At 66.8% G+C, this 17,209-nt stretch carries 16 protein-coding genes and 1 pseudogene; 1 reads left to right on the forward strand and 16 read right to left on the reverse strand.

Annotated features, from left to right (window positions below; all coding sequences use genetic code 11):
* Positions 1 to 60: 60 nt before the first annotated feature.
* Both KSS90_RS12600 and KSS90_RS12605 read right to left on the reverse strand, forming a co-directional pair.
* The gene (locus KSS90_RS12600) at positions 61 to 228 is read right to left on the reverse strand and encodes a hypothetical protein (RefSeq protein ID WP_217869868.1); all 168 of its coding nucleotides are present in this window, start codon (positions 226 to 228) and stop codon (positions 61 to 63) included.
* A gap of 146 nt (positions 229 to 374) precedes the next feature.
* On the reverse strand, positions 375 to 989 hold the full coding sequence (locus tag KSS90_RS12605) for a LuxR C-terminal-related transcriptional regulator (RefSeq protein ID WP_217869666.1): 615 nt from the start codon (positions 987 to 989) through the stop codon (positions 375 to 377).
* 107 nt (positions 990 to 1,096) lie between these two features.
* Here KSS90_RS12605 and KSS90_RS12610 point away from each other — a divergent pair, with 107 nt between their 5' ends.
* Positions 1,097 to 2,716 (forward strand): ATP-binding response regulator, encoded by a 1,620-nt coding sequence (locus tag KSS90_RS12610; RefSeq protein ID WP_217869667.1) that lies wholly within the window; start codon positions 1,097 to 1,099, stop codon positions 2,714 to 2,716.
* A gap of 17 nt (positions 2,717 to 2,733) precedes the next feature.
* On the opposite strand, the gene KSS90_RS12615 is transcribed toward KSS90_RS12610, so the two are convergent.
* From KSS90_RS12615 to paaH, 14 genes and pseudogenes are all read right to left on the reverse strand, one after another.
* Positions 2,734 to 3,045: a hypothetical protein gene (locus tag KSS90_RS12615; protein WP_046855646.1), complete on the reverse strand. Its 312-nt coding sequence runs from the start codon at positions 3,043 to 3,045 to the stop codon at positions 2,734 to 2,736.
* Positions 3,046 to 3,311: 266 nt separating this feature from the next.
* Entirely contained in the window at positions 3,312 to 5,360 is a 2,049-nt protein-coding gene (paaZ, locus tag KSS90_RS12620) for a phenylacetic acid degradation bifunctional protein PaaZ (protein WP_217869668.1), read from the reverse strand.
* A 38-nt stretch (positions 5,361 to 5,398) separates the two neighbouring features.
* Positions 5,399 to 6,631: an OprD family porin gene (locus tag KSS90_RS12625; protein ID WP_217869669.1), complete on the reverse strand. Its 1,233-nt coding sequence runs from the start codon at positions 6,629 to 6,631 to the stop codon at positions 5,399 to 5,401.
* Positions 6,632 to 6,666: 35 nt separating this feature from the next.
* Positions 6,667 to 8,235 (reverse strand): annotated as a pseudogene (locus KSS90_RS12630) (cation acetate symporter); the annotation flags it as partial.
* The gene (locus tag KSS90_RS12635; protein WP_023631978.1) at positions 8,226 to 8,534 is read right to left on the reverse strand and encodes a DUF485 domain-containing protein; all 309 of its coding nucleotides are present in this window, start codon (positions 8,532 to 8,534) and stop codon (positions 8,226 to 8,228) included. The gene KSS90_RS12635 and the pseudogene KSS90_RS12630, both read right to left, overlap by 10 nt.
* A 142-nt stretch (positions 8,535 to 8,676) precedes the next feature.
* Positions 8,677 to 9,753, reverse strand: coding sequence for a 1,2-phenylacetyl-CoA epoxidase subunit PaaE (gene paaE / locus KSS90_RS12640; RefSeq protein ID WP_217869670.1), 1,077 nt, complete (start codon positions 9,751 to 9,753; stop codon positions 8,677 to 8,679).
* A gap of 15 nt (positions 9,754 to 9,768) precedes the next feature.
* Positions 9,769 to 10,293: a 1,2-phenylacetyl-CoA epoxidase subunit PaaD gene (gene paaD / locus KSS90_RS12645; RefSeq protein ID WP_038706123.1), complete on the reverse strand. Its 525-nt coding sequence runs from the start codon at positions 10,291 to 10,293 to the stop codon at positions 9,769 to 9,771.
* Entirely contained in the window at positions 10,280 to 11,038 is a 759-nt protein-coding gene (gene paaC / locus KSS90_RS12650; RefSeq protein ID WP_217869671.1) for a 1,2-phenylacetyl-CoA epoxidase subunit PaaC, read from the reverse strand. Before paaC ends, paaD begins: the two co-directional genes overlap by 14 nt.
* A gap of 8 nt (positions 11,039 to 11,046) precedes the next feature.
* Positions 11,047 to 11,328 (reverse strand): 1,2-phenylacetyl-CoA epoxidase subunit PaaB, encoded by a 282-nt coding sequence (gene paaB, locus KSS90_RS12655; RefSeq protein WP_046855639.1) that lies wholly within the window; start codon positions 11,326 to 11,328, stop codon positions 11,047 to 11,049.
* 26 nt (positions 11,329 to 11,354) lie between these two features.
* The gene (gene paaA / locus KSS90_RS12660) at positions 11,355 to 12,344 is read right to left on the reverse strand and encodes a 1,2-phenylacetyl-CoA epoxidase subunit PaaA (RefSeq protein ID WP_217869672.1); all 990 of its coding nucleotides are present in this window, start codon (positions 12,342 to 12,344) and stop codon (positions 11,355 to 11,357) included.
* Between the two features lie 277 nt (positions 12,345 to 12,621).
* On the reverse strand, positions 12,622 to 13,941 hold the full coding sequence (gene paaK / locus KSS90_RS12665) for a phenylacetate--CoA ligase PaaK (RefSeq protein ID WP_038707537.1): 1,320 nt from the start codon (positions 13,939 to 13,941) through the stop codon (positions 12,622 to 12,624).
* 94 nt (positions 13,942 to 14,035) lie between these two features.
* Positions 14,036 to 15,256, reverse strand: coding sequence for a 3-oxoadipyl-CoA thiolase (gene pcaF, locus KSS90_RS12670; RefSeq protein ID WP_302467773.1), 1,221 nt, complete (start codon positions 15,254 to 15,256; stop codon positions 14,036 to 14,038).
* The gene (paaI, locus tag KSS90_RS12675; protein WP_217869673.1) at positions 15,249 to 15,698 is read right to left on the reverse strand and encodes a hydroxyphenylacetyl-CoA thioesterase PaaI; all 450 of its coding nucleotides are present in this window, start codon (positions 15,696 to 15,698) and stop codon (positions 15,249 to 15,251) included. Before paaI ends, pcaF begins: the two co-directional genes overlap by 8 nt.
* Positions 15,691 to 17,208 (reverse strand): 3-hydroxyacyl-CoA dehydrogenase PaaH, encoded by a 1,518-nt coding sequence (paaH, locus tag KSS90_RS12680; RefSeq protein WP_217869674.1) that lies wholly within the window; start codon positions 17,206 to 17,208, stop codon positions 15,691 to 15,693. Before paaH ends, paaI begins: the two co-directional genes overlap by 8 nt.
* Position 17,209: the final 1 nt, after the last annotated feature.

A 17,209-nucleotide genomic window follows, 5' to 3' on the forward strand; every position in this document is an offset into this window, starting at 1 on the left:
GGCCCTATTGCTCAACTGAGCGGCATTAGGCCTGACCTGCTCTCACACTTCCATGCACACTCAGGCGCCTGACTCCGGGTCGCTGGCCGGAACCCCGGGGCGGTTCTCTTCCTCGGTCAGGTTCGGGTCGGCATCCGGGTCGTCGACCTGATCGTTGCGGCGGTCTGGCTCGAGTTCCGGCCAGTCGCTCTGCACATCGCCACCGCCCATCCAGTGTTTCGTGCTCATGTCGTCATCCTCTCCTCAGAGTGAAGAAACGGCCCACGGTCGGGCAGGCCGAACACAGGAGTGAACATCGCCACCCTCATGGATTGGGAGGTTGCAAAGCGCTTGAAGGGTCGATTGTATGCCACTGTGCGCCGACCAGCGGTCGCTCAGTTTCCCGAATACTTCACCGCGGCGGCCGTGCGGGTTGGCACGTTGAGGGTCTTGAGCAGCGACGACACATGGATGCGCACGGTGAATGGCGAGATGTCCAGCGCCCGGGCTATCTCCTTGTTGGTCTTACCCTGGGCGATCAGGCGCAGTACGTCCTGCTGGCGGTGGGTGAGCTGTTCCAGCTCGCTGGGGGCATCCAGATGCGGCAGCAAGCCGCTGGGCGCGTAGTCGACCACCACTTCGCCGTCGCGAATGGCCAGGATGGCCGCGCCGATGGCTTCGGGGCTGACGCTCTTGCCGATGAAGCCATCGACGCCGGCGGCCATGACTTCGCAAATCACCTCCGGGTCGTCGACCATCGAGACGACAATCAGCGTGGTGCGCCGCAAGTGCTGGCGCAGCTCGGCGAGGCGGCCAATGCAGGTGAGGCCGGGGAAGCGCAGGTCGAGGATCAGGGTATCGGGAGTGTCGCCTGTGCTGGCCAACCTGAGCACATCGGCGAGGCTGCCGGCTTCCTCCAGGCGCGCCTCGGGCAGGATGCGCCGCACGGTGTTGACCATGGCCTCCCTGAACAGCGGATGGTCATCCGCCACGATGATGCGGCAACTCACGTCGTGGAACTCCCTGTCGTCCGACCCATGCTAATTTAGCAGTCAGCTGCGGCTTTTTCCCACGAAAGGTGCCGCAAATGCCGACTGGCGCACAAGGACGTTACCCCATGAAGTTCGAGAAGAACAACGAACTGGATCAGGCCAACCTGCGTATCATCGTCGCCTCCTGCGCCATCACTTACGTGGCGTTGCTGGGTTTCCTGCCGGGCCGCTCGCCCTCCACATACCTGCCGGTGCTGCTCTACTACGCGGGGTTCGTGGTGGTATCGATCGGCATGCGCCAGGCCATCAAGCGTTGGCCCGGCCACTACCCGGCGCGGCGCATCTTCGGCATGCTGGGCGATTACACCGGCACCAGTTTCGGCCTGGTGGTTGGCGGTGAGACCGCGCTGCCGCTGTATGCGGTGATGGTGTGGATCAACCTGGGCAACGGCATGCGCTTCGGCTCGCGCTACCTGGCCATCGCCACCGTGCTGGCCCTGGCCGCGCTGGTTGTGGTGTGGCGATTGACCCCCTATTGGCAGGAACAGCCGTTCCTGCTGCCGATGCTGCTGACCACCAGCACCCTGATTCCGTTCTACGCCCACCTGCTGCTGGAGCGCACGCGCAAGGCCACGGCCCTGGCCGAGGCGGCGACGCGTGAGAAGTCGCGCTTCCTGGCCCAGGCCAGCCACGACCTGCGCCAGCCGATCCACTCCATTGGCCTGTTCACCGCCTGCCTGCGCGAAGCGCGGCTGGGCGAGGAAGAGCGGCGCCTGGTGGACAGCATCGACCGCTCGCTGCTCAACGTCTCGCAGTTGTTCCGCTCGATCCTCGACCTGTACACCCTGGACAACGGCCGGGTGCAGCCAAAGTGGGAAACCTTCGCCGTGGACGGTTTCCTGCGCGAGTTGCTGCGCCAGAACAGCGAGGCGGCGCGCTGGGCTGGGGTCGAGATGCGCCTGGTGCCCAGCCGCCACTGGACACGCGCCGACCCGGGGATGCTCGCGACCATGGTGCAGAACGTGCTGTCCAACAGCTTCAAGTACGCCGCCGGGCGCCCGTTGCTGATCGGCGTGCGGCCACGCGGCGAGGGCCTGGCCATCGTCGTCTGCGACCAGGGCCGGGGCATTGCCGAGGAGCACCAGGGCCACGTGTTCGAAGAGTTCTACCGGGTGCGCGAGGCACGTGACAAGGACGTCGAGGGCGTCGGCCTGGGGCTGGCCATCGTCAAGCGCCTGGGGCAACTGATGGGTTTGGCGGTCAGCCTGCGCTCGCGCCAGGGGCATGGCACCACGCTGACCTTGCAAGGGCTGCCCAAGGTGCCGGCACAAGTGCCACGGGCCGTTGCCGACCAGGCCGTGCAGGCAGGCATGCTCACCGGTTTGCGGGTGTGCCTGGTGGAGGATGACCACAACGTCCTGCAGGCCACCAGTGCCTTGCTGCAACGCTGGGGCTGCGAGGTGCAGGCCGAGAGCTCGCCCTTTGGCCTGGCCAGTGACTGCGATGTGATCGTTGCCGACTACGACCTGGGCCCACAGGCCACCGGCATCGACTGCATCGACCAGTTGCGCGCGCAACGCGGCGCCGAAGTGCCGGCGTTGATCATGACCGGCCATGATATCGACAGGCTGCAGGGCGCCCTGCAGGCACGGGGTATCGCGGTACTGGCCAAGCCGGTGCGACCGGCGGAGCTGCGTGCGGCGCTGCGGGGTTTGCGTGAGAGCGTAGCGGCGCCGGTCGTCTAGGCCGGCGCCCCCGACCATCACTGGAAGACCGGCGCCTGGCCTTCTTTCCAGCAGGTGGGGGATGGCGTGTAGATACCCATGCCGGCCACGGCCACCAGGCCGCCGCTGGGCACCTGGCAATCGTACTGGCCCTTGCTGGTGCTGGCGGTGAAGTAGGTGGTGTTGGAGTCGCTGCGCAGGTTGCTGACCTTGCTCACGGGCACGCCGAGGGTGACCTCGGTGCGTTGCTTGAGGGTGTCGGCGCTGGGGCTGGCGGTCTGGCAGCCGGCCACGGCGGCAAGGCCGGCGAGCAGGACGAGGGACTTGAAGGGGAAGGACTTGAGGATCATCGCGTTGCTTCCTTGGCATTGTTCTCGGTACCGCGCCCGCGCCGCCAGGAAGGGGGCTGGCGGTGGGACGCTTGGCCGACTATAGCGCCAGGGAAACGTTGCGCGATGTAGGGCGGATGTGCGAGGTGGCATTTTGCCTTTAGTGTCCGTTCTTCGAAGTGTCCGCCGTTAACGTTGCAGCGCCTATCAGACCGAGCGCCGCCCGCGCGGCGCTCGATCTCAAAAGCGCTGCAAGACTATCGCCAGGCCTCGCCCCCCAACCGCGCTCACCGTTTCACCACCAAGGTCAGAATGTCATAACTGGCCACCAGCTCACCCAGCTGGTTGGTCACCTCTACATCCCAGGCCACCACCCCTTGTGCCTGCCCCAACGGGCTGGTCTTGCCCTGGTCGATCTTGCGCTTGCAGGTCAGGCGCGCCTGGATGGTGTCGCCGATGCCCACCGGGGTGATGAAGCGCAGGGTGTCCAGCCCGTAGTTGGCCAGCACCGGCCCTTCGCCGGGGCTGACGAACAACCCGGCGGCGGCCGACAGCACGAAGTAGCCGTGGGCGATGCGCTTGCCGAACTGCGACTGTTTGGCGGCGATCTCGTCGAAGTGCATATAGAAGTGATCGCCCGACAGGCAGCCGAAGTTGACCAGGTCGGCCTCGGTCACCGTGCGGCGGTGGGTCAGCAGCGACTCGCCGATGCGCAGGTCGTCGAAATGGCGGCGGAACGGGTGCATTTCGGTTTCGATCACCTCGGCGCCGCGCACGTACTCGCCGGTCACTGCCATCAGCATGCTCGGCGAACCTTGCACCGCAGCGCGCTGCAGGTAGTGCTTGACCGCGCGCAGGCCACCCAACTCCTCGCCGCCACCGGCACGGCCGGGGCCGCCGTGCTTGAGCTGCGGCAATGGCGAACCATGCCCGGTGGACTCCTTGGCCGCCTCGCTGTCGAGGACCAGCAACCGCCCATGCCAGGCCGCCGCCACCGGAATGGCCTTGGCCGCCACGGCGCGGTCGGCGGTGACCAGGCTCGCCACCAGGCTGCCCTTGCCGCGGGCGGCCAGGGCCAAGGCCTCGTCGAGGTCGTCGTAGGCCATCAGCGTGCTGACCGGGCCGAACGCCTCGATATCATGGGCACCGCCCTCGGCATGCGGGTCGCGGGCCAGCAGCAGGGTCGGGGCAAAGAACGCGCCCTCGGCCACGCCATCGCCGACCGGGGTGAAACCGTCACTGGCGCCCAGCAACTGCTCGCAGGTGGCCAGCAACTGGCGCACGCGCTCGCCGACATCACGCTGCTGGTCATGGGAGGCCAGCGCCCCCATGCGCACGCCTTCCACCGAAGGATCGCCCACCACCACCTTGCGCAGGCGTTCGCGCAGGCGGGTGGCCACCGCATCGATGTGCCTGGCCGGGACGATGGCGCGGCGGATCGCCGTGCATTTCTGCCCGGCCTTGGTGGTCATCTCCCGCGCCACTTCCTTGATGTACAGCTCGAACTCCTCGCTGTCAGGGCTCACGTCCGGGCCAAGAATGGCGCAATTCAGCGAGTCGGCCTCGGCGTTGAACGGCACCGAGTTGCGGATCAGGTTCGGGGTGACGCGCAGCTTGGCTGCGGTGTCGGCGGAGCCGGTGAAAGTCACCACGTCCTGCCCCTGCAGGCGCTCGAGCAGGTCACCGGTGCTGCCGATCACCAGTTGCAGGCTGCCGGCCGGCAACAGGCCCGATTCGTTCATCAGGCGTACCACGGCCTCGGTCAGGTAGCTGGTGGACGTTGCAGGCTTGACGATGCACGGCATGCCGGCCAGGAAGGTTGGGGCGAATTTCTCCAGCATCCCCCAGATCGGGAAGTTGAAGGCGTTGATATGCACAGCCACGCCCGCACGCGGCACCAGGATATGGCTGCCGGCGAAATGGCCTTGCTTGCCCAGGGGGATCGCCGGGCCTTCATGCACCAGGTTGCCCGACGGCAGCTCGCGGCGGCCCATGCTCGAATAGGCGAACAGCGTGGCGTTGCCGCCTTCGATGTCGATCCAGCTGTCGGCGCGGGTGGCGCCGCTGTGATGGGACAGGGCGTAGAGCTGCTCCTTGCGCTCGGCCAGGTACAGCGCCAGGGCCTTGAGCCGGGCGGCGCGCTGCTGGAAATCCATGGCCAGTAGCTGCTTCAGGCCCTGGGCGCGGGCAAAGTCCACGGCCTCGGCGAAGTCCGGGCGTTCTTCGTGGCTGTAGGCCAGGACGTGGCCATCAAGGGCGCTGCGCAGGGCCTGGGCGCCGTGCTGGCCGATCCAGCGGCCGGCGATGAAGCTTTGCAGGGTAGGGGCGGCGGACATGCTGTTCTCCATGCTGTTCTGATAGACAGGGGGCGCGCTTACCAGAGCGCCAGGGTGTAGCCGATGATCAGACGGTTTTCGTCCACGGCGTTGGTCAGGCCATTGCCGGAACGGAAGGTGACGTTGCGCCAGCGCAGGCTGACGTCCTTGAACGGGCCGCTCTGGATCACGTAGGTGATGTCAGTGTCGCGTTCGCGCTCGCGGCCATTGCTGACCGTGGCGGTTTCGGCGTGGCGGCCGTCGGTGTAGCGGGTCATGAAACTCAGCCCGGGGATGCCGATGGCCACGAAGTCGTAGTCGTAGCGCAGCTGCCAGGAGTCGAGCCCGGCGCGGGTGAAGGTGTTGTAGGTGACCAGGTTGACGGTGTACGGATCGCCGCCGTTGAGGAATGGGAAGGCACTGTCGCCGGACATCTGCTGCCAGGTGGCGGTGAACTTGTGGGCCTTCACGCCCAGGGTGAACATGGCGTTGAAGTTGCGGTTGTCGATGTTGCCCGCGCGCTCGGCGCCGTCGCCGCGGCTGTCGAAGTAGCGCAGGTCGCTACGCAGGCTGACGCCCTCGGCCAAGGGCTGGGTATGCAGAAAACCGACGTATTGCTGGCGGTAGATGTCTTCGAGCTTGGCGTAGTAGTAGCTGACGCTGGCCTGCGGAGTGAGGGCGTAGCTGCCGCCGCCGAAGTCGTAGTGGTCGCTGCTGGCGGCACCGTAGCCGATATCATCGCGCCCGGAGGAGTCGCGCAGGTTGGCCTTGGTCAGGCGCCCGCCGTTGAAGGTCAGGCCGTCCAGCTCCTGGCTGGTCAGCAGGCCGCCCTGGAAGGTCGAGGCCAGCAGGCGGGTGTCGTTGTACACCACCACCGGCAGGATCGGCTGCAACGTGCCCAGGCGCAGGGTGCTCCTGGAGACCCGCAGCTTGGCGGCCAGGCCCAGCTCGCTGTAGTCGTCCACTGGCTCCAGGCTGTTCGGCCCGTAGGGCAGCAGGCCGGTGTTGCGTCGGTCGCGGCTGGAGTCGAGCTTGATGCCCAGTTGGCCCATGGCGTCCACCCCGACACCAACAGGCCCTTCGGTGAAACCCGATTCGAAGCGGGCGGTGAAGCCCTGGCCCCATTCCTCGGCCTTGCTCTGCGGGGCGTTGCTCTGGCGGAAGTCGCGGTTGATGTAGTGGTTGCGCAGCTCGAGGCGGGCGTGACTGTCAGCGATAAAGTCCGCCATGGCCGGCAAGGGCAGGGCGAGGGTGGCCAGCCAGGCGGCTGACTTGAGGTGCGTGCGGTTCATTGTTGTTGTACCCGACATTGTTATTGTTCTTGAAGTCAGTGCTTGCTGGCACCGGCGGCGCCGATACCGGTCATGGAGCGGATGAACTGGGCCAGGTAGCGCCCACGCTCTTCGTGCGCCCGCTGCGAGCCGTCGGTGACCGAGAAGGCCCAGGCCGCGAGGAAGGCCAGTGACATGGAGAACAGCGCCGGGTTGCTGTAGGGGAACAGCGCCCGTTCGTTGTGCAGCACGTTGACCCACACCGCCGGGCCCAGCACCACCAGCACGATCGCCGAGACCAGCCCGGCCAGGCTGCCGCCCACCGCGCCACGGGTGGTCAGGCCCTTCCAGAACATCGAGAGCAACAGCACCGGGAAGTTGACCGAGGCGGCCACCGCCAGCACCAGGCCGGAGAGGAAGGCGATGTTCTGCGACTCGAACAGCAGCCCCAGCAGCACCGCGAACAGGCCGATCCCCAGGGTAGCCAGGCGCGATACGCGCATTTCTTCCTGCTCGCTGGCCTGGCCCTTGCGCACCACGCAGGCGTACAGGTCGTGGGATACCGCCGAGGCGCCGGACAGCGCAAGGCCGGCGACCACGGCGAGGATGGTGGCGAAGGCCACCGCCGAGATGAAGCCGAGGAACAGGTTGCCGCCCACCGCCTGGGCCAGATGCACCGCGACCATGTTGCCGCCGCCGATGATCGCCCCGCTGGCGTCGCGATAGGACGGCTCGGTACCGACCATGACGATGGCGCCGAAGCCGATCACGATCAGCAGCAGATAGAAGTAGCCAATGAAGCCGGTGGCGTAGAACACGCTCTTGCGCGCTTCCTTGGCGTCGCTGACGGTGAAGAAGCGCATGAGGATATGCGGCAGGCCGGCAGTGCCGAACATCATGCCCAGGCCCAGGGAAATGGCATCCACCGGGTTGGACAGCAGCGCGCCCGGCGCCATGATCGCCTGGCCCTTGGCATGCACGGCCACGGCGCTGGCGAACATCGCCTCGGTGCTGAAGCCGAAATGCCTGAGCACCATGAATGCCATGAAGGTGGTGCCGGAGAGCAGCATCACCGCCTTGATGATCTGCACCCAGGTGGTGGCGAGCATGCCGCCGAAGGTGACGTAGAGCACCATCAACGCACCCACCAGCATCACCGCGTACAGGTAGTTGATGCCGAACAGCAGCTCGATCAGCTTGCCGGCGCCGACCATCTGCGCCACCAGGTACATCAGCGCCACGGCCAGGGTGCCGAAGGCCGAGGTCAGGCGCACCGGAGCCTGGGCCAGGCGGTAGGAGACGACGTCGGCGAAAGTGTACTTGCCCAGGTTGCGCAGGCGCTCGGCGATCAGGAACAGGATGATCGGCCAGCCGGCCAGCACGCCCAGGGCATACAGCAGGCCGTCGTAGCCATTCATGAACATCATCGCCGAGATGCCCAGGAAGGACGCGGCGCTGATCATGTCGCCGGCGATCGCCAGGCCGTTCTGCATGCCGGTGAGACCGCCGCCGGCGGTGTAGAAGTCGCTGGCCGAGCGGGTGCGCAGGGCGGCCCAGCGGGTCACCAGCAAGGTGAAGCAGACGAACACCAGGAACATCGAGATGGCGGTCCAGTTCATCGCGCGCACTCCTGCTTGACCACTTCGTTGAGCGGGTCTATGACGCGGTTGGCGCGGTGCATGTAGATGCCGGTGAGGGCGAAGGACAGCAGCACCATCAACACGCCCACCAGCATGCCGACGCTGGTCACTCCACCGCTGAGGGACTGGCCGAGCACGCCCGGGGCGAAGGCCACCAGCAGGACGAAGCCGTAATAGGCGACAAACATGGTCAGGGTCAGGCTGCCGTTGAGGCGGCGCTTGCGCTTGATCAGTTGCACGAAGGCGGGGTGGTTGCTGATGGTTTCGATGTGTTCGGGTGTCATGGGAGCGTTCTCTCTGGCTGTTGTAATTGTTTTTCAGGTCACGCGGGTGTTGCGGTGTTGCTGAGGGCCTCATCGCTGGCAAGCCAGCTCCCACAGAGATCTTTGTGGGAGCCGGCTTGCCGGCGATGAGGGCGCCTCGGTGTCAAAGCTGATCGAAGTCGAGCACCACCTTGTCGCTCAGCGGGTAGGTCTGGCACGACAGCACATACCCGGCGGCCACTTCGTAGTCTTCCAGGGCATGGTTGCTGTCCATCTCCACCTCGCCCTCGATCACCTTGCACTTGCAGGTCGAGCACACCCCGGCCTTGCACGAGTACGGCAGCTCGGCGCCGATGGCATTGCCGGCGTCGAGCACGCTGCGGGTGTTGCGCGGCAGGTCGAAGGCCAGGGCGCGGCCATCGCTGATCACGGTCACCTGGCTGACCGCCGAATCCAGCTCGCGGGCTGCTTCACGGGCCTCGCGGCGGGCTTCGCTGCCGGTGGCGGCGAACAGTTCATAGTGGATGCGCGCCTTGTCCATGCCGTTGGCCTGCAGGCTGTCGCGCACGGTTTCGGTCATGGCCTGGGGGCCGCAGATGAAGGCGGCATCGAGTGAGGTCACGTCGAGCCAGCGGGAGAACAGCTGGCCGCACTTGTCGGCGTCGATGCGGCCGTTGTACAGGTCGACGTCCTGTTGCTCGCGGCTGAACACGAAGATCAGGTTGAGGCGCTCGAGGTACTGGTTCTTCAGGTCCTCGAGGCGGTCGCGGAACAGCGCGCTGTTGCTGGCGCGGTTGCCGTACAGCAAGGTGAAGCGGCTGTCTGGTTCAGTGGCCAGCGTGGTGGCGACCAGCGACAGGATCGGAGTGATGCCGCTGCCGGCGGCCACGCCCAGGTAGTTGCCCCGGCGCGCCGGCTCCAGCGGCACGAAGAAGTTGCCCGAGGGCGGCATCACTTCGAGCTGCTGGCCGGCCTTGAGCACTTCGTTGGCAAACGCCGAGAAACGACCGCCCGGCACGCGCTTGACGGCGACTCGCAGCTCGTCGTCCTGCACCGCGCTGCAGATCGAGTAGGAGCGGCGCACCTCTTCGTCATCCAGGCGGGTGCGCATGACCAGGTACTGGCCCTGGGTGAAACGGAACTCATCGCGCAGGTGCGCGGGCACGTCGAAGGCGATGGACACCGCGTCGCGGGTCTCCTGGCGCACTTGCTTGATGGTCAGGCTGTGAAACTGGCTCATGGCGTTCTCCACGGCTCAAAGGCATTTGAAATAGTCGAACGGTTCCAGGCAGGCGCGGCAGCGGTACAGGGCCTTGCAGGCGGTGGAGCCGAACTGGCTGAGCAGTTCGGTATCGGCGCTGCCGCACTGCGGGCAACACACGCTGGGTGCCGCACCACGCAGGTTGGCGCTGCCCTCGGGTGGGGCGATGCCGTAGGCGCGCAGCCGCTCACGGCCTTGCGCACTGATCCAGTCGGTGCTCCATGCCGGGGTGAGACGACGCTCCAGCGCCGGCTCCGCGAAGCCGGCCTGTTCCAGGGCCTGGCGAATGTCACTCTCGATCACCTCGGTGGCCGGGCAGCCGGAGTAGGTCGGGGTGACCACCAGGTGCAGGTGGCCGGCGCGCCAGTCGAGGTCGCGCACGACACCCAGGTCGACCACGCTGACCACTGGCACTTCCGGGTCCATCACCTCGGCCAGCACCGCCCAGGCCCGGCTCAGGTCGCCATCGCGCAAGGCCCTGGCGCCGCGGTCGCCGGCGATCAGCTCACCAGGTCGCATCGGGGTAGGCTCGCGGCAGAAACTGCATTTCAGCCAGCAGCAGGCCGAGGTGTTCGCTGTGCAGGCCCTTGCGCCCGTCCAGGTAGAAGTGGCTGGCGGCCTTGGGCAGGGGCAGGTCGACCGAGGCGAAGATAGCCGTGACGGTGTTCAGCCAGTGCTGGGCGATCCGCGCCGGGTCGGCGCCGATACCGGCATTGGCCAGCTGGACTTCGCCGTCGTTGGCCACGCTCAATTCGACCGTGAAGCGCCACAGTGTCGGGATGGCTTCGAGCATGCGCCGACGGCTTTCTTCAGTGCCGCCGCCCAGGCGCTGCACCCACTCGCCGGAGCGGCGCAGGTGGTAGGTGACCTCTTTCAGGGCCTTGGCGGCGATGCCGGCGATGCGTTCGTCGCTGGAGGCCGTGAGCCCTTCGAGCGTGGCGTGGTGCCAGGCGTCGTAGAGGAACTGCTTGAGCATGGTGACGGCGTAGTCGCCGTTGGGTTGCTCGACCAGCAGCAGGTTGCGGTAGGCGCGCTCGTCGCGGCGGAACGCCAGGGCATCGGCGTCTCGGCCGTCGTCCAGCAGTTCGGCGGCGTAGTCCAGCCAGTTGCGCGCCTGGCCCACCAGGTCGAGGCCGACGTTCATCAGCGCCAGTTCTTCTTCCAGCGCCGGGGCCTTGCCGCACCACTCGCACAGGCGCTGGCCCTGGACCAGGGCGCTGTCGCCGAGCAGCAGCAGGTATTGGATGAGTGCTTGCTTGTGCATGGCGGGCCTCACATGTGTCCGACTTCGGCGGGCAGCTCGTAGAAGCTGGCATGGCGGTAGATCTTGTCGTCCGCCGGGGCGAACAGCGGGTCTTTCTCGTCGGGCGAAGAGGCGGTGATCAGCGCCGAGGGCACCACCCACAGGCTCACGCCTTCGCTGCGGCGGGTGTACAGCTCGCGGGCGTTCTCGATGGCCATGGCGGCGTCGGCGGCATGCACGCTGCCGACGTGCTTGTGGTTCAGGCCGTGCTTGCTACGCACGAATACTTCGTAGAGGGTCCAGTCAGACATGCTCGATCTCCGCATCGATGGCCGCTTCAGGCGGCGTTCTTGTTGTGTTGCTTGCGCGCATAGGCCACGGCGGCCTCGCGTACCCAGGCGCCGTCTTCGATGGCCTTGCGGCGGGTGGCGACGCGCTCCTGGTTGCATGGGCCGTTGCCCTTGAGCACCTCGTAGAACTCGTCCCACTGGATCTGGCCGAAGTCGTAATGGCCGCGTTCGGCGTTCCACCTGAGCTCAGGGTCGGGAGCGGTGCAGCCGAGCAGTTCCAGCTGCGGCACGGTCTGGTCGATGAAGCGCTGGCGCAGTTCGTCGTTGCTCTGGCGCTTGATCTTCCAGGCCATGGACTGGGCGCTGTTGGGCGAATGTTCGTCGCTGGGGCCGAACATCATCAGCGCCGGCCACCACAGGCGGTCGATGGCGTCCTGGACCATGTCCTTCTGCGCCTGGGTGCCGTGGCGCATCATGGTCAGCAGCAGTTCGTAGCCCTGGCGCTGGTGGAAGCTTTCTTCCTTGCAGATGCGGATCATGGCGCGGGAGTAGGGGCCGTAGGAGGTGCGCTGCAGCACCACCTGGTTGACGATCGCCGCGCCGTCCACCAGCCAGCCCACCGCGCCCATGTCGGCCCAGCTCAGGGTCGGGTAGTTGAAGATGCTCGAATACTTGGCCTTGCCGCTGTGCAGCTTGGCGATCTCTTCGTCGCGGTCGGCGCCAAGGGTTTCCATGGCGCTGTACAGGTACAGGCCGTGGCCGGCCTCGTCCTGGATCTTGGCCATCAACTGCAGCTTGCGCTTGAGCGAGGGGGCGCGAGTGACCCAGTTGCCTTCCGGGAGCATGCCGACGATCTCGGAATGGGCGTGCTGGGAAATCTGGCGGATGAGCGTCTGGCGGTAGGCCTCGGGCATCCAGTTCTTGGCTTCGATCTTGATCTCGGCGTCGATCTTCTCCTGGAAGGCGCGCTCTTCGGGCGACATCTCTTCCAGGGTCTTCAGGCGTTTGACGCCGGTTTCTACGAGCTGTGCGTACATGGTCGGGCTCCCGCTGATGGGCTGCTTGGGGCGTGGGTCATTTATAAGCGATACAAAACACAACATCAAACAGTATTTGATGTATCAAATAAGATTTGTGTATCGCTTTGCGGCCAATCGCTGGCAAGCCAGCTCCCACAGGTGCAGCACAGACCTAAGGAATTGCACGATCGCTGTGGGAGCCGGCTTGCCGGCGAAAGGGGCGCAGGCGCCCCCAGCTTTCTCAAGGCAAAAAAAAGCCCCGGATCAGGCCGGGGCTGAACGGAATGCCGATGAATCAGCTGGCCAGCCGCTTGTCATACACATGACAGGCCTTGCCTTCCGAGCGTTTCAGCGTGCCGCACGGCTGCAGCTGGATCTGCGTGCTGATGCCGATGTAGGTCTTGATCTGCTTCGCCAGTTCACCCACCACCTGCTTGCGCTGGCCCTCGTCGAGGTACTGGCTGTCGCTGCGCAGCTCAACATGCACCTCGACGCTGTCGAGATTGCCATTACGATACAGGTGGATCTCATACAGCTCGGAAAGCTGTTTTATCTTGAGTACCTGTTCCTCGATCTGCGTCGGGAACACATTGACCCCGCGAATGATCAGCATGTCGTCGCTGCGCCCGGTGATCTTGCCGATGCGCCGCATCGGTCGCGCCGTCCCCGGCAGCAGGCGGGTGAGGTCGCGGGTGCGGTAGCGCACCATCGGCAACGCCTCCTTGCTCAGCGAGGTGAACACCAGCTCGCCGAGCTGGCCGTCCGGCAGCACCTGGCCTGTGACGGGGTCAATGATCTCGGGATAGAAATGGTCTTCCCAGATGGTCGGGCCGTCCTTGGTCTCAATGCACTCCATGGCCACGCCCGGGCCCATGATTTCCGACAGCCCGTAGATATCCAGGGCGTCGATGCCCAGGCGCTGTTCGATGGCGCGGCGCAGTTCGTCGGTCCAGGGTTCGGCGCCGAAGATGCCCAGGCGCAGCTTGAGGTCGTGCGGGTCGATGCCCTGGCGCTCGATCTCGTCGGCGAGGTTGAGCATGTACGAGGGGGTGACCATGATGATGTCCGGCTGGAAGTCGCGGATCAGCTGCACCTGCTTCTCGGTCTGGCCGCCGGACATGGGGATCACCGTGCAGCCCAGGCGCTCGGCGCCGTAGTGCGCGCCCAGGCCGCCGGTGAACAGGCCGTAGCCGTAGGAGACATGCACCTTGTCGCCGCGGCGCCCGCCGGCGGCGCGAATCGAGCGCGCCACCACGTTGGCCCAGGTGTCGATGTCGTTCTGGGTGTAGCCGACCACCGTCGGCTTGCCGGTGGTGCCGCTGGAGGCGTGCAGGCGCACCACCTGGTCCTGGGGCACGGCAAACATGCCGTAGGGGTAGTTGTCGCGCAGGTCGTTCTTGCCGGTGAAGGGGAAGCGGGCCAGGTCCTCCAGCGATTTCAGGTCGTCGGGATGGGCGCCGCAGGCGTCGAAGCGCTGGCGGTACAGCGGCACATTGGCGTAGGCGTGGTTCAGGCTCCAGCGCAGGCGCTCCAGCTGGTGCTGGCGCAGTGCATCTAGGCTGGCGGTTTCCATCGGGTCGAGCAGGGCGCGGTCGGCATCGTGGTAGAGATTCATGGTTTCACTCGAGTTGTTCTTGTCGTGGGCCGGGGCCCTGAGTGTCATGGCAGGCAGCATACTGCCCGCGTCGCGTGGCGTCTCTGGCGGCTGATCAGAGGCGTTCGATCACCAGGGCGATGCCCTGGCCGACGCCAATGCACATGGTGCACAGGGCGTAACGGCCGCCGGTCTGCTCCAGTTGGTGCAGGGCGGTGGTGACCAGGCGTGCGCCGCTCATGCCCAGCGGGTGGCCCAGGGCAATGGCGCCACCGTTGGGGTTGACCCGCGGATCGTCGTCGGTCAGGCCCAGCTCGCGCAGCACGGCCACGCCCTGGGCGGCAAAGGCTTCGTTGAGCTCGATCACGTCCATGTCGGCCAGCGCCAGGCCAGTCAGCTCCAGTACCTTGTGGGTCGCCGGCACCGGGCCGATGCCCATTAGGCGTGGTTCGACGCCCGCCACCGCCAGGCCAAGCACCCGGCCACGGGCCTTGAGGCCGTGGCGTTGCGCGGCCTGTGGGCTGGCCAGCAGCAGGGCGCAAGCACCGTCATTGACCCCCGAGGCATTGCCGGCGGTGACGCTGCCGCCCTGACGGAACGGCGTGCCCAGGCGCGCCAGTTGCTCCAGGGTGGTATCGCCCCGCGGGTGCTCGTCCTGCTCGATACGCTTGGGCGGGCCTTTGCGCTGCGGGATCTCCACCGCGACGATCTCCTGGGCCAGGCGGCCATTGTCCTGGGCGGCGGCGGCCTTGAGCTGGCTGCGCAGGGCGAAGGCGTCCTGGTCTTCACGGGAGATGTCGAAGCGCTCGGCGACGTTCTCGGCGGTCTCGGGCATCGAATCGATGCCGTATTGCGCCTGCATCGACGGGTTGACGAAACGCCAGCCGATGGTGGTGTCGAATAGCTGCGCGCTGCGGCCAAAGGCCTGCTCCGACTTGCCCATGACGAAGGGCGCACGCGACATCGACTCGACCCCGCCGGCCAGCATCAGCCCGGCTTCGCCGCAGCGCAAGGCGCGGGCAGCATTGCCGATGGCGTCCAGGCCCGAGCCGCACAGGCGGTTGATCGTGGTGCCGGGCACCTCGATCGGCAGCCCGGCCAGCAGGCCGGCCATGCGCGCGACGTTGCGGTTGTCTTCGCCGGCCTGGTTGGCGCAGCCGAGGATCACATCGTCCAGCGCCGCCCAGTCCAGCCCGGGGTGGCGCGCCATCAGCGCCTTGATCGGCACCGCGGCAAGGTCGTCGGGGCGCACGCTCGACAGGGCGCCGCCGTAGCGGCCGATGGGGGTGCGCACGGCATCGATGATCAGCGCGTGGGGCAGGCTGGCGTCAGTCATTTGAAGTCTCCGGCGACAGCACGGTGCCGCGCACTTTGTAGGATTTGCCGTGGAACAGGGCGATCAGTTCGCCCTGCTGGTTCTCGATGCGCACGTCGTAGTTGCCGGTGCGGCCTTTGCGGCTTTGTTCGCTGGCGCTGGCCTGCAGGCGGTCGCCGAGCCGCGCCGGGGCCACATAGTCGATGCTGCAACCCAGGGCCACGGCCGCTTCATCGTAGCTGTTGCAGGCAAAGGCGAAGGCCGAGTCGGCCAGGGCGAACAGGTAGCCGCCATGGCAGGTGCCGTGGCCCTGGATCATGTCGGCGCGCACGGTCATGCCCAGGCGGGCGCTGCCGGGGCCGGCGTCGAGCAGTTCGATGCCCAGGCCCTGGCTGGCGGCGTCACGGCCGAACATGGCCTCGGCGCAGGCGCGGGCCAAAGTGTGTGCGGATTGATCAGCCATGCAGGCGGCCTCCTTCGGCGTGGGTGCGGCGCAGCAACAGGGACGGGCGGTAACGTTCCTCGCCGTAGCTGCGTTGCAGGTTGTCGAGCACGTTCAGGGTGTAGCCGATGCCCAGGTGGTCGGCCCAGGCCAGCGGGCCGCGCGGGTAGTTGACCCCGGCGCGCATGGCCAGGTCGATGTCGCCAGGGGTGGCGACGCCTTGCAGTACGGCATCGGCGGCTTCGTTGGCGAGCATGGCCACGGTGCGCAGCACCACCAGACCGGGCAGGTCGGCCACTGGGCAGGCGCTCAGGCCGGCCCGGGCAAGCAGGGCGACGGCCTGGTTCAGGGCCACGGCGCTGCATTCGGCGCCGTGGCTGATGGCCAGACGCGGGGCGCTGGCGTAGTCCAGGGCCAGGTCCAGCAGCACCAGGTTGCGCAAGCCGTCCTCGCGGGCGCGCTGGCTGGCCAGGCGGCCATCGGACAACGCCAGGGTGGCATCTCCCACGCGGAGCAGGCCGGTGCCGGCGCGTTCGGTGACGCCGACACCGTTGGCGCGCAAGCGCTCGACCAGGGGCTGCAGGGCACCCAGGTCACCTTCCAACGTGCAGCGCTCTACAGGCGCCTGACTGGTCAATGTCACGGGCTGTAGCCGTTCGGCACCCTCGGCGTAGTTATAAAAGCCCTGGCCGGTCTTACGGCCGAGGCGCCCGGCGTCGACCAGCTCTTTCTGCACCAGCGACGGCTGAAAGCGGAAATCGCCATAGAAGGCTTCGAACACCGAGCAGGTCACCGCGTAGTTGACGTCGTGGCCGATCAAGTCGGTCAGCTCGAAGGCGCCCATGCGAAAGCCCCCGGCGTCGCGCAGCAGGGCATCGAGGGTGGCGCAGTCGGCGGCGCCTTCCTGCAGCAGGCGCAGGCTTTCGGCATAGAAGGGTCGGGCCACGCGGTTGACGATAAAGCCCGGCGTCGAGCGGGCATGCACCGGTTGCTTGCCCCAGGCCCGGGCGGTGTCGTAAAGCGTGGCCGCCAGGCTCGGCGCGGTGGCCAGCCCGGAGACGACTTCCACCAGCGCCATCAAGGGCGCTGGGTTGAAGAAGTGCATGCCAATGACCCGCTCCGGGTGCTCGAGCCCGGCGGCGAGGCTGGTGATCGACAGCGAGGAAGTGTTGCTGGCCAGGATGCAGTCCGTGGCGCACAGGGCTTCAAGCCGACGCAGCAGGTCCTGTTTGACTGGCAGTTGTTCGACGATGGCTTCGATCACCAGACTGGCGTCGGCCAGGGCGTCGAGGCTGTCCACCGGTTGCAGCCGGTCGCGGATCGCGCTGCGGCTGTCAGGCGCAAGCTTACCTTTTTCCACCTGCCGGCCGAGCAGGCGATCGATGCCTTCGATCGCCTGCTCGGCGGCGCCGGGGCGCGTGTCGTATAGACGCACGGGATGGCCGGCCTGGGCCGCCACCTGGGCGATGCCGGCCCCCATCGCGCCTGCGCCGATCACTGCCACCAGGGCGTCGTTGTCGAGTGCGGCCATG

This window comes from Pseudomonas maumuensis (assembly GCF_019139675.1).
Classification (GTDB): domain Bacteria; phylum Pseudomonadota; class Gammaproteobacteria; order Pseudomonadales; family Pseudomonadaceae; genus Aquipseudomonas; species Aquipseudomonas maumuensis.

Excerpts from the sequence above, each read along its gene's own strand:
- paaB (WP_046855639.1), bottom strand. The coding sequence starts at position 11,328 with ATGTCTGACTGGACCCTCTACGAAGTATTCGTGCGTAGCAAGCACGGC.
- KSS90_RS12625 (WP_217869669.1), bottom strand. The coding sequence starts at position 6,631 with ATGAACCGCACGCACCTCAAGTCAGCCGCCTGGCTGGCCACCCTCGCC.
- KSS90_RS12615 (WP_046855646.1), bottom strand. The coding sequence starts at position 3,045 with ATGATCCTCAAGTCCTTCCCCTTCAAGTCCCTCGTCCTGCTCGCCGGC.
- paaD (WP_038706123.1), bottom strand. The coding sequence starts at position 10,293 with ATGCGACCTGGTGAGCTGATCGCCGGCGACCGCGGCGCCAGGGCCTTG.
- paaE (WP_217869670.1), bottom strand. The coding sequence starts at position 9,753 with ATGAGCCAGTTTCACAGCCTGACCATCAAGCAAGTGCGCCAGGAGACC.
- paaH (WP_217869674.1), bottom strand. The coding sequence starts at position 17,208 with ATGGCCGCACTCGACAACGACGCCCTGGTGGCAGTGATCGGCGCAGGC.
- paaK (WP_038707537.1), bottom strand. The coding sequence starts at position 13,941 with ATGAATCTCTACCACGATGCCGACCGCGCCCTGCTCGACCCGATGGAA.
- KSS90_RS12635 (WP_023631978.1), bottom strand. The coding sequence starts at position 8,534 with ATGACACCCGAACACATCGAAACCATCAGCAACCACCCCGCCTTCGTG.
- paaC (WP_217869671.1), bottom strand. The coding sequence starts at position 11,038 with ATGCACAAGCAAGCACTCATCCAATACCTGCTGCTGCTCGGCGACAGC.
- KSS90_RS12600 (WP_217869868.1), bottom strand. The coding sequence starts at position 228 with ATGAGCACGAAACACTGGATGGGCGGTGGCGATGTGCAGAGCGACTGG.
- KSS90_RS12610 (WP_217869667.1), top strand. The coding sequence starts at position 1,097 with ATGAAGTTCGAGAAGAACAACGAACTGGATCAGGCCAACCTGCGTATC.
- paaI (WP_217869673.1), bottom strand. The coding sequence starts at position 15,698 with ATGGCTGATCAATCCGCACACACTTTGGCCCGCGCCTGCGCCGAGGCC.
- paaZ (WP_217869668.1), bottom strand. The coding sequence starts at position 5,360 with ATGTCCGCCGCCCCTACCCTGCAAAGCTTCATCGCCGGCCGCTGGATC.
- pcaF (WP_302467773.1), bottom strand. The coding sequence starts at position 15,256 with ATGACTGACGCCAGCCTGCCCCACGCGCTGATCATCGATGCCGTGCGC.
- paaA (WP_217869672.1), bottom strand. The coding sequence starts at position 12,344 with ATGTACGCACAGCTCGTAGAAACCGGCGTCAAACGCCTGAAGACCCTG.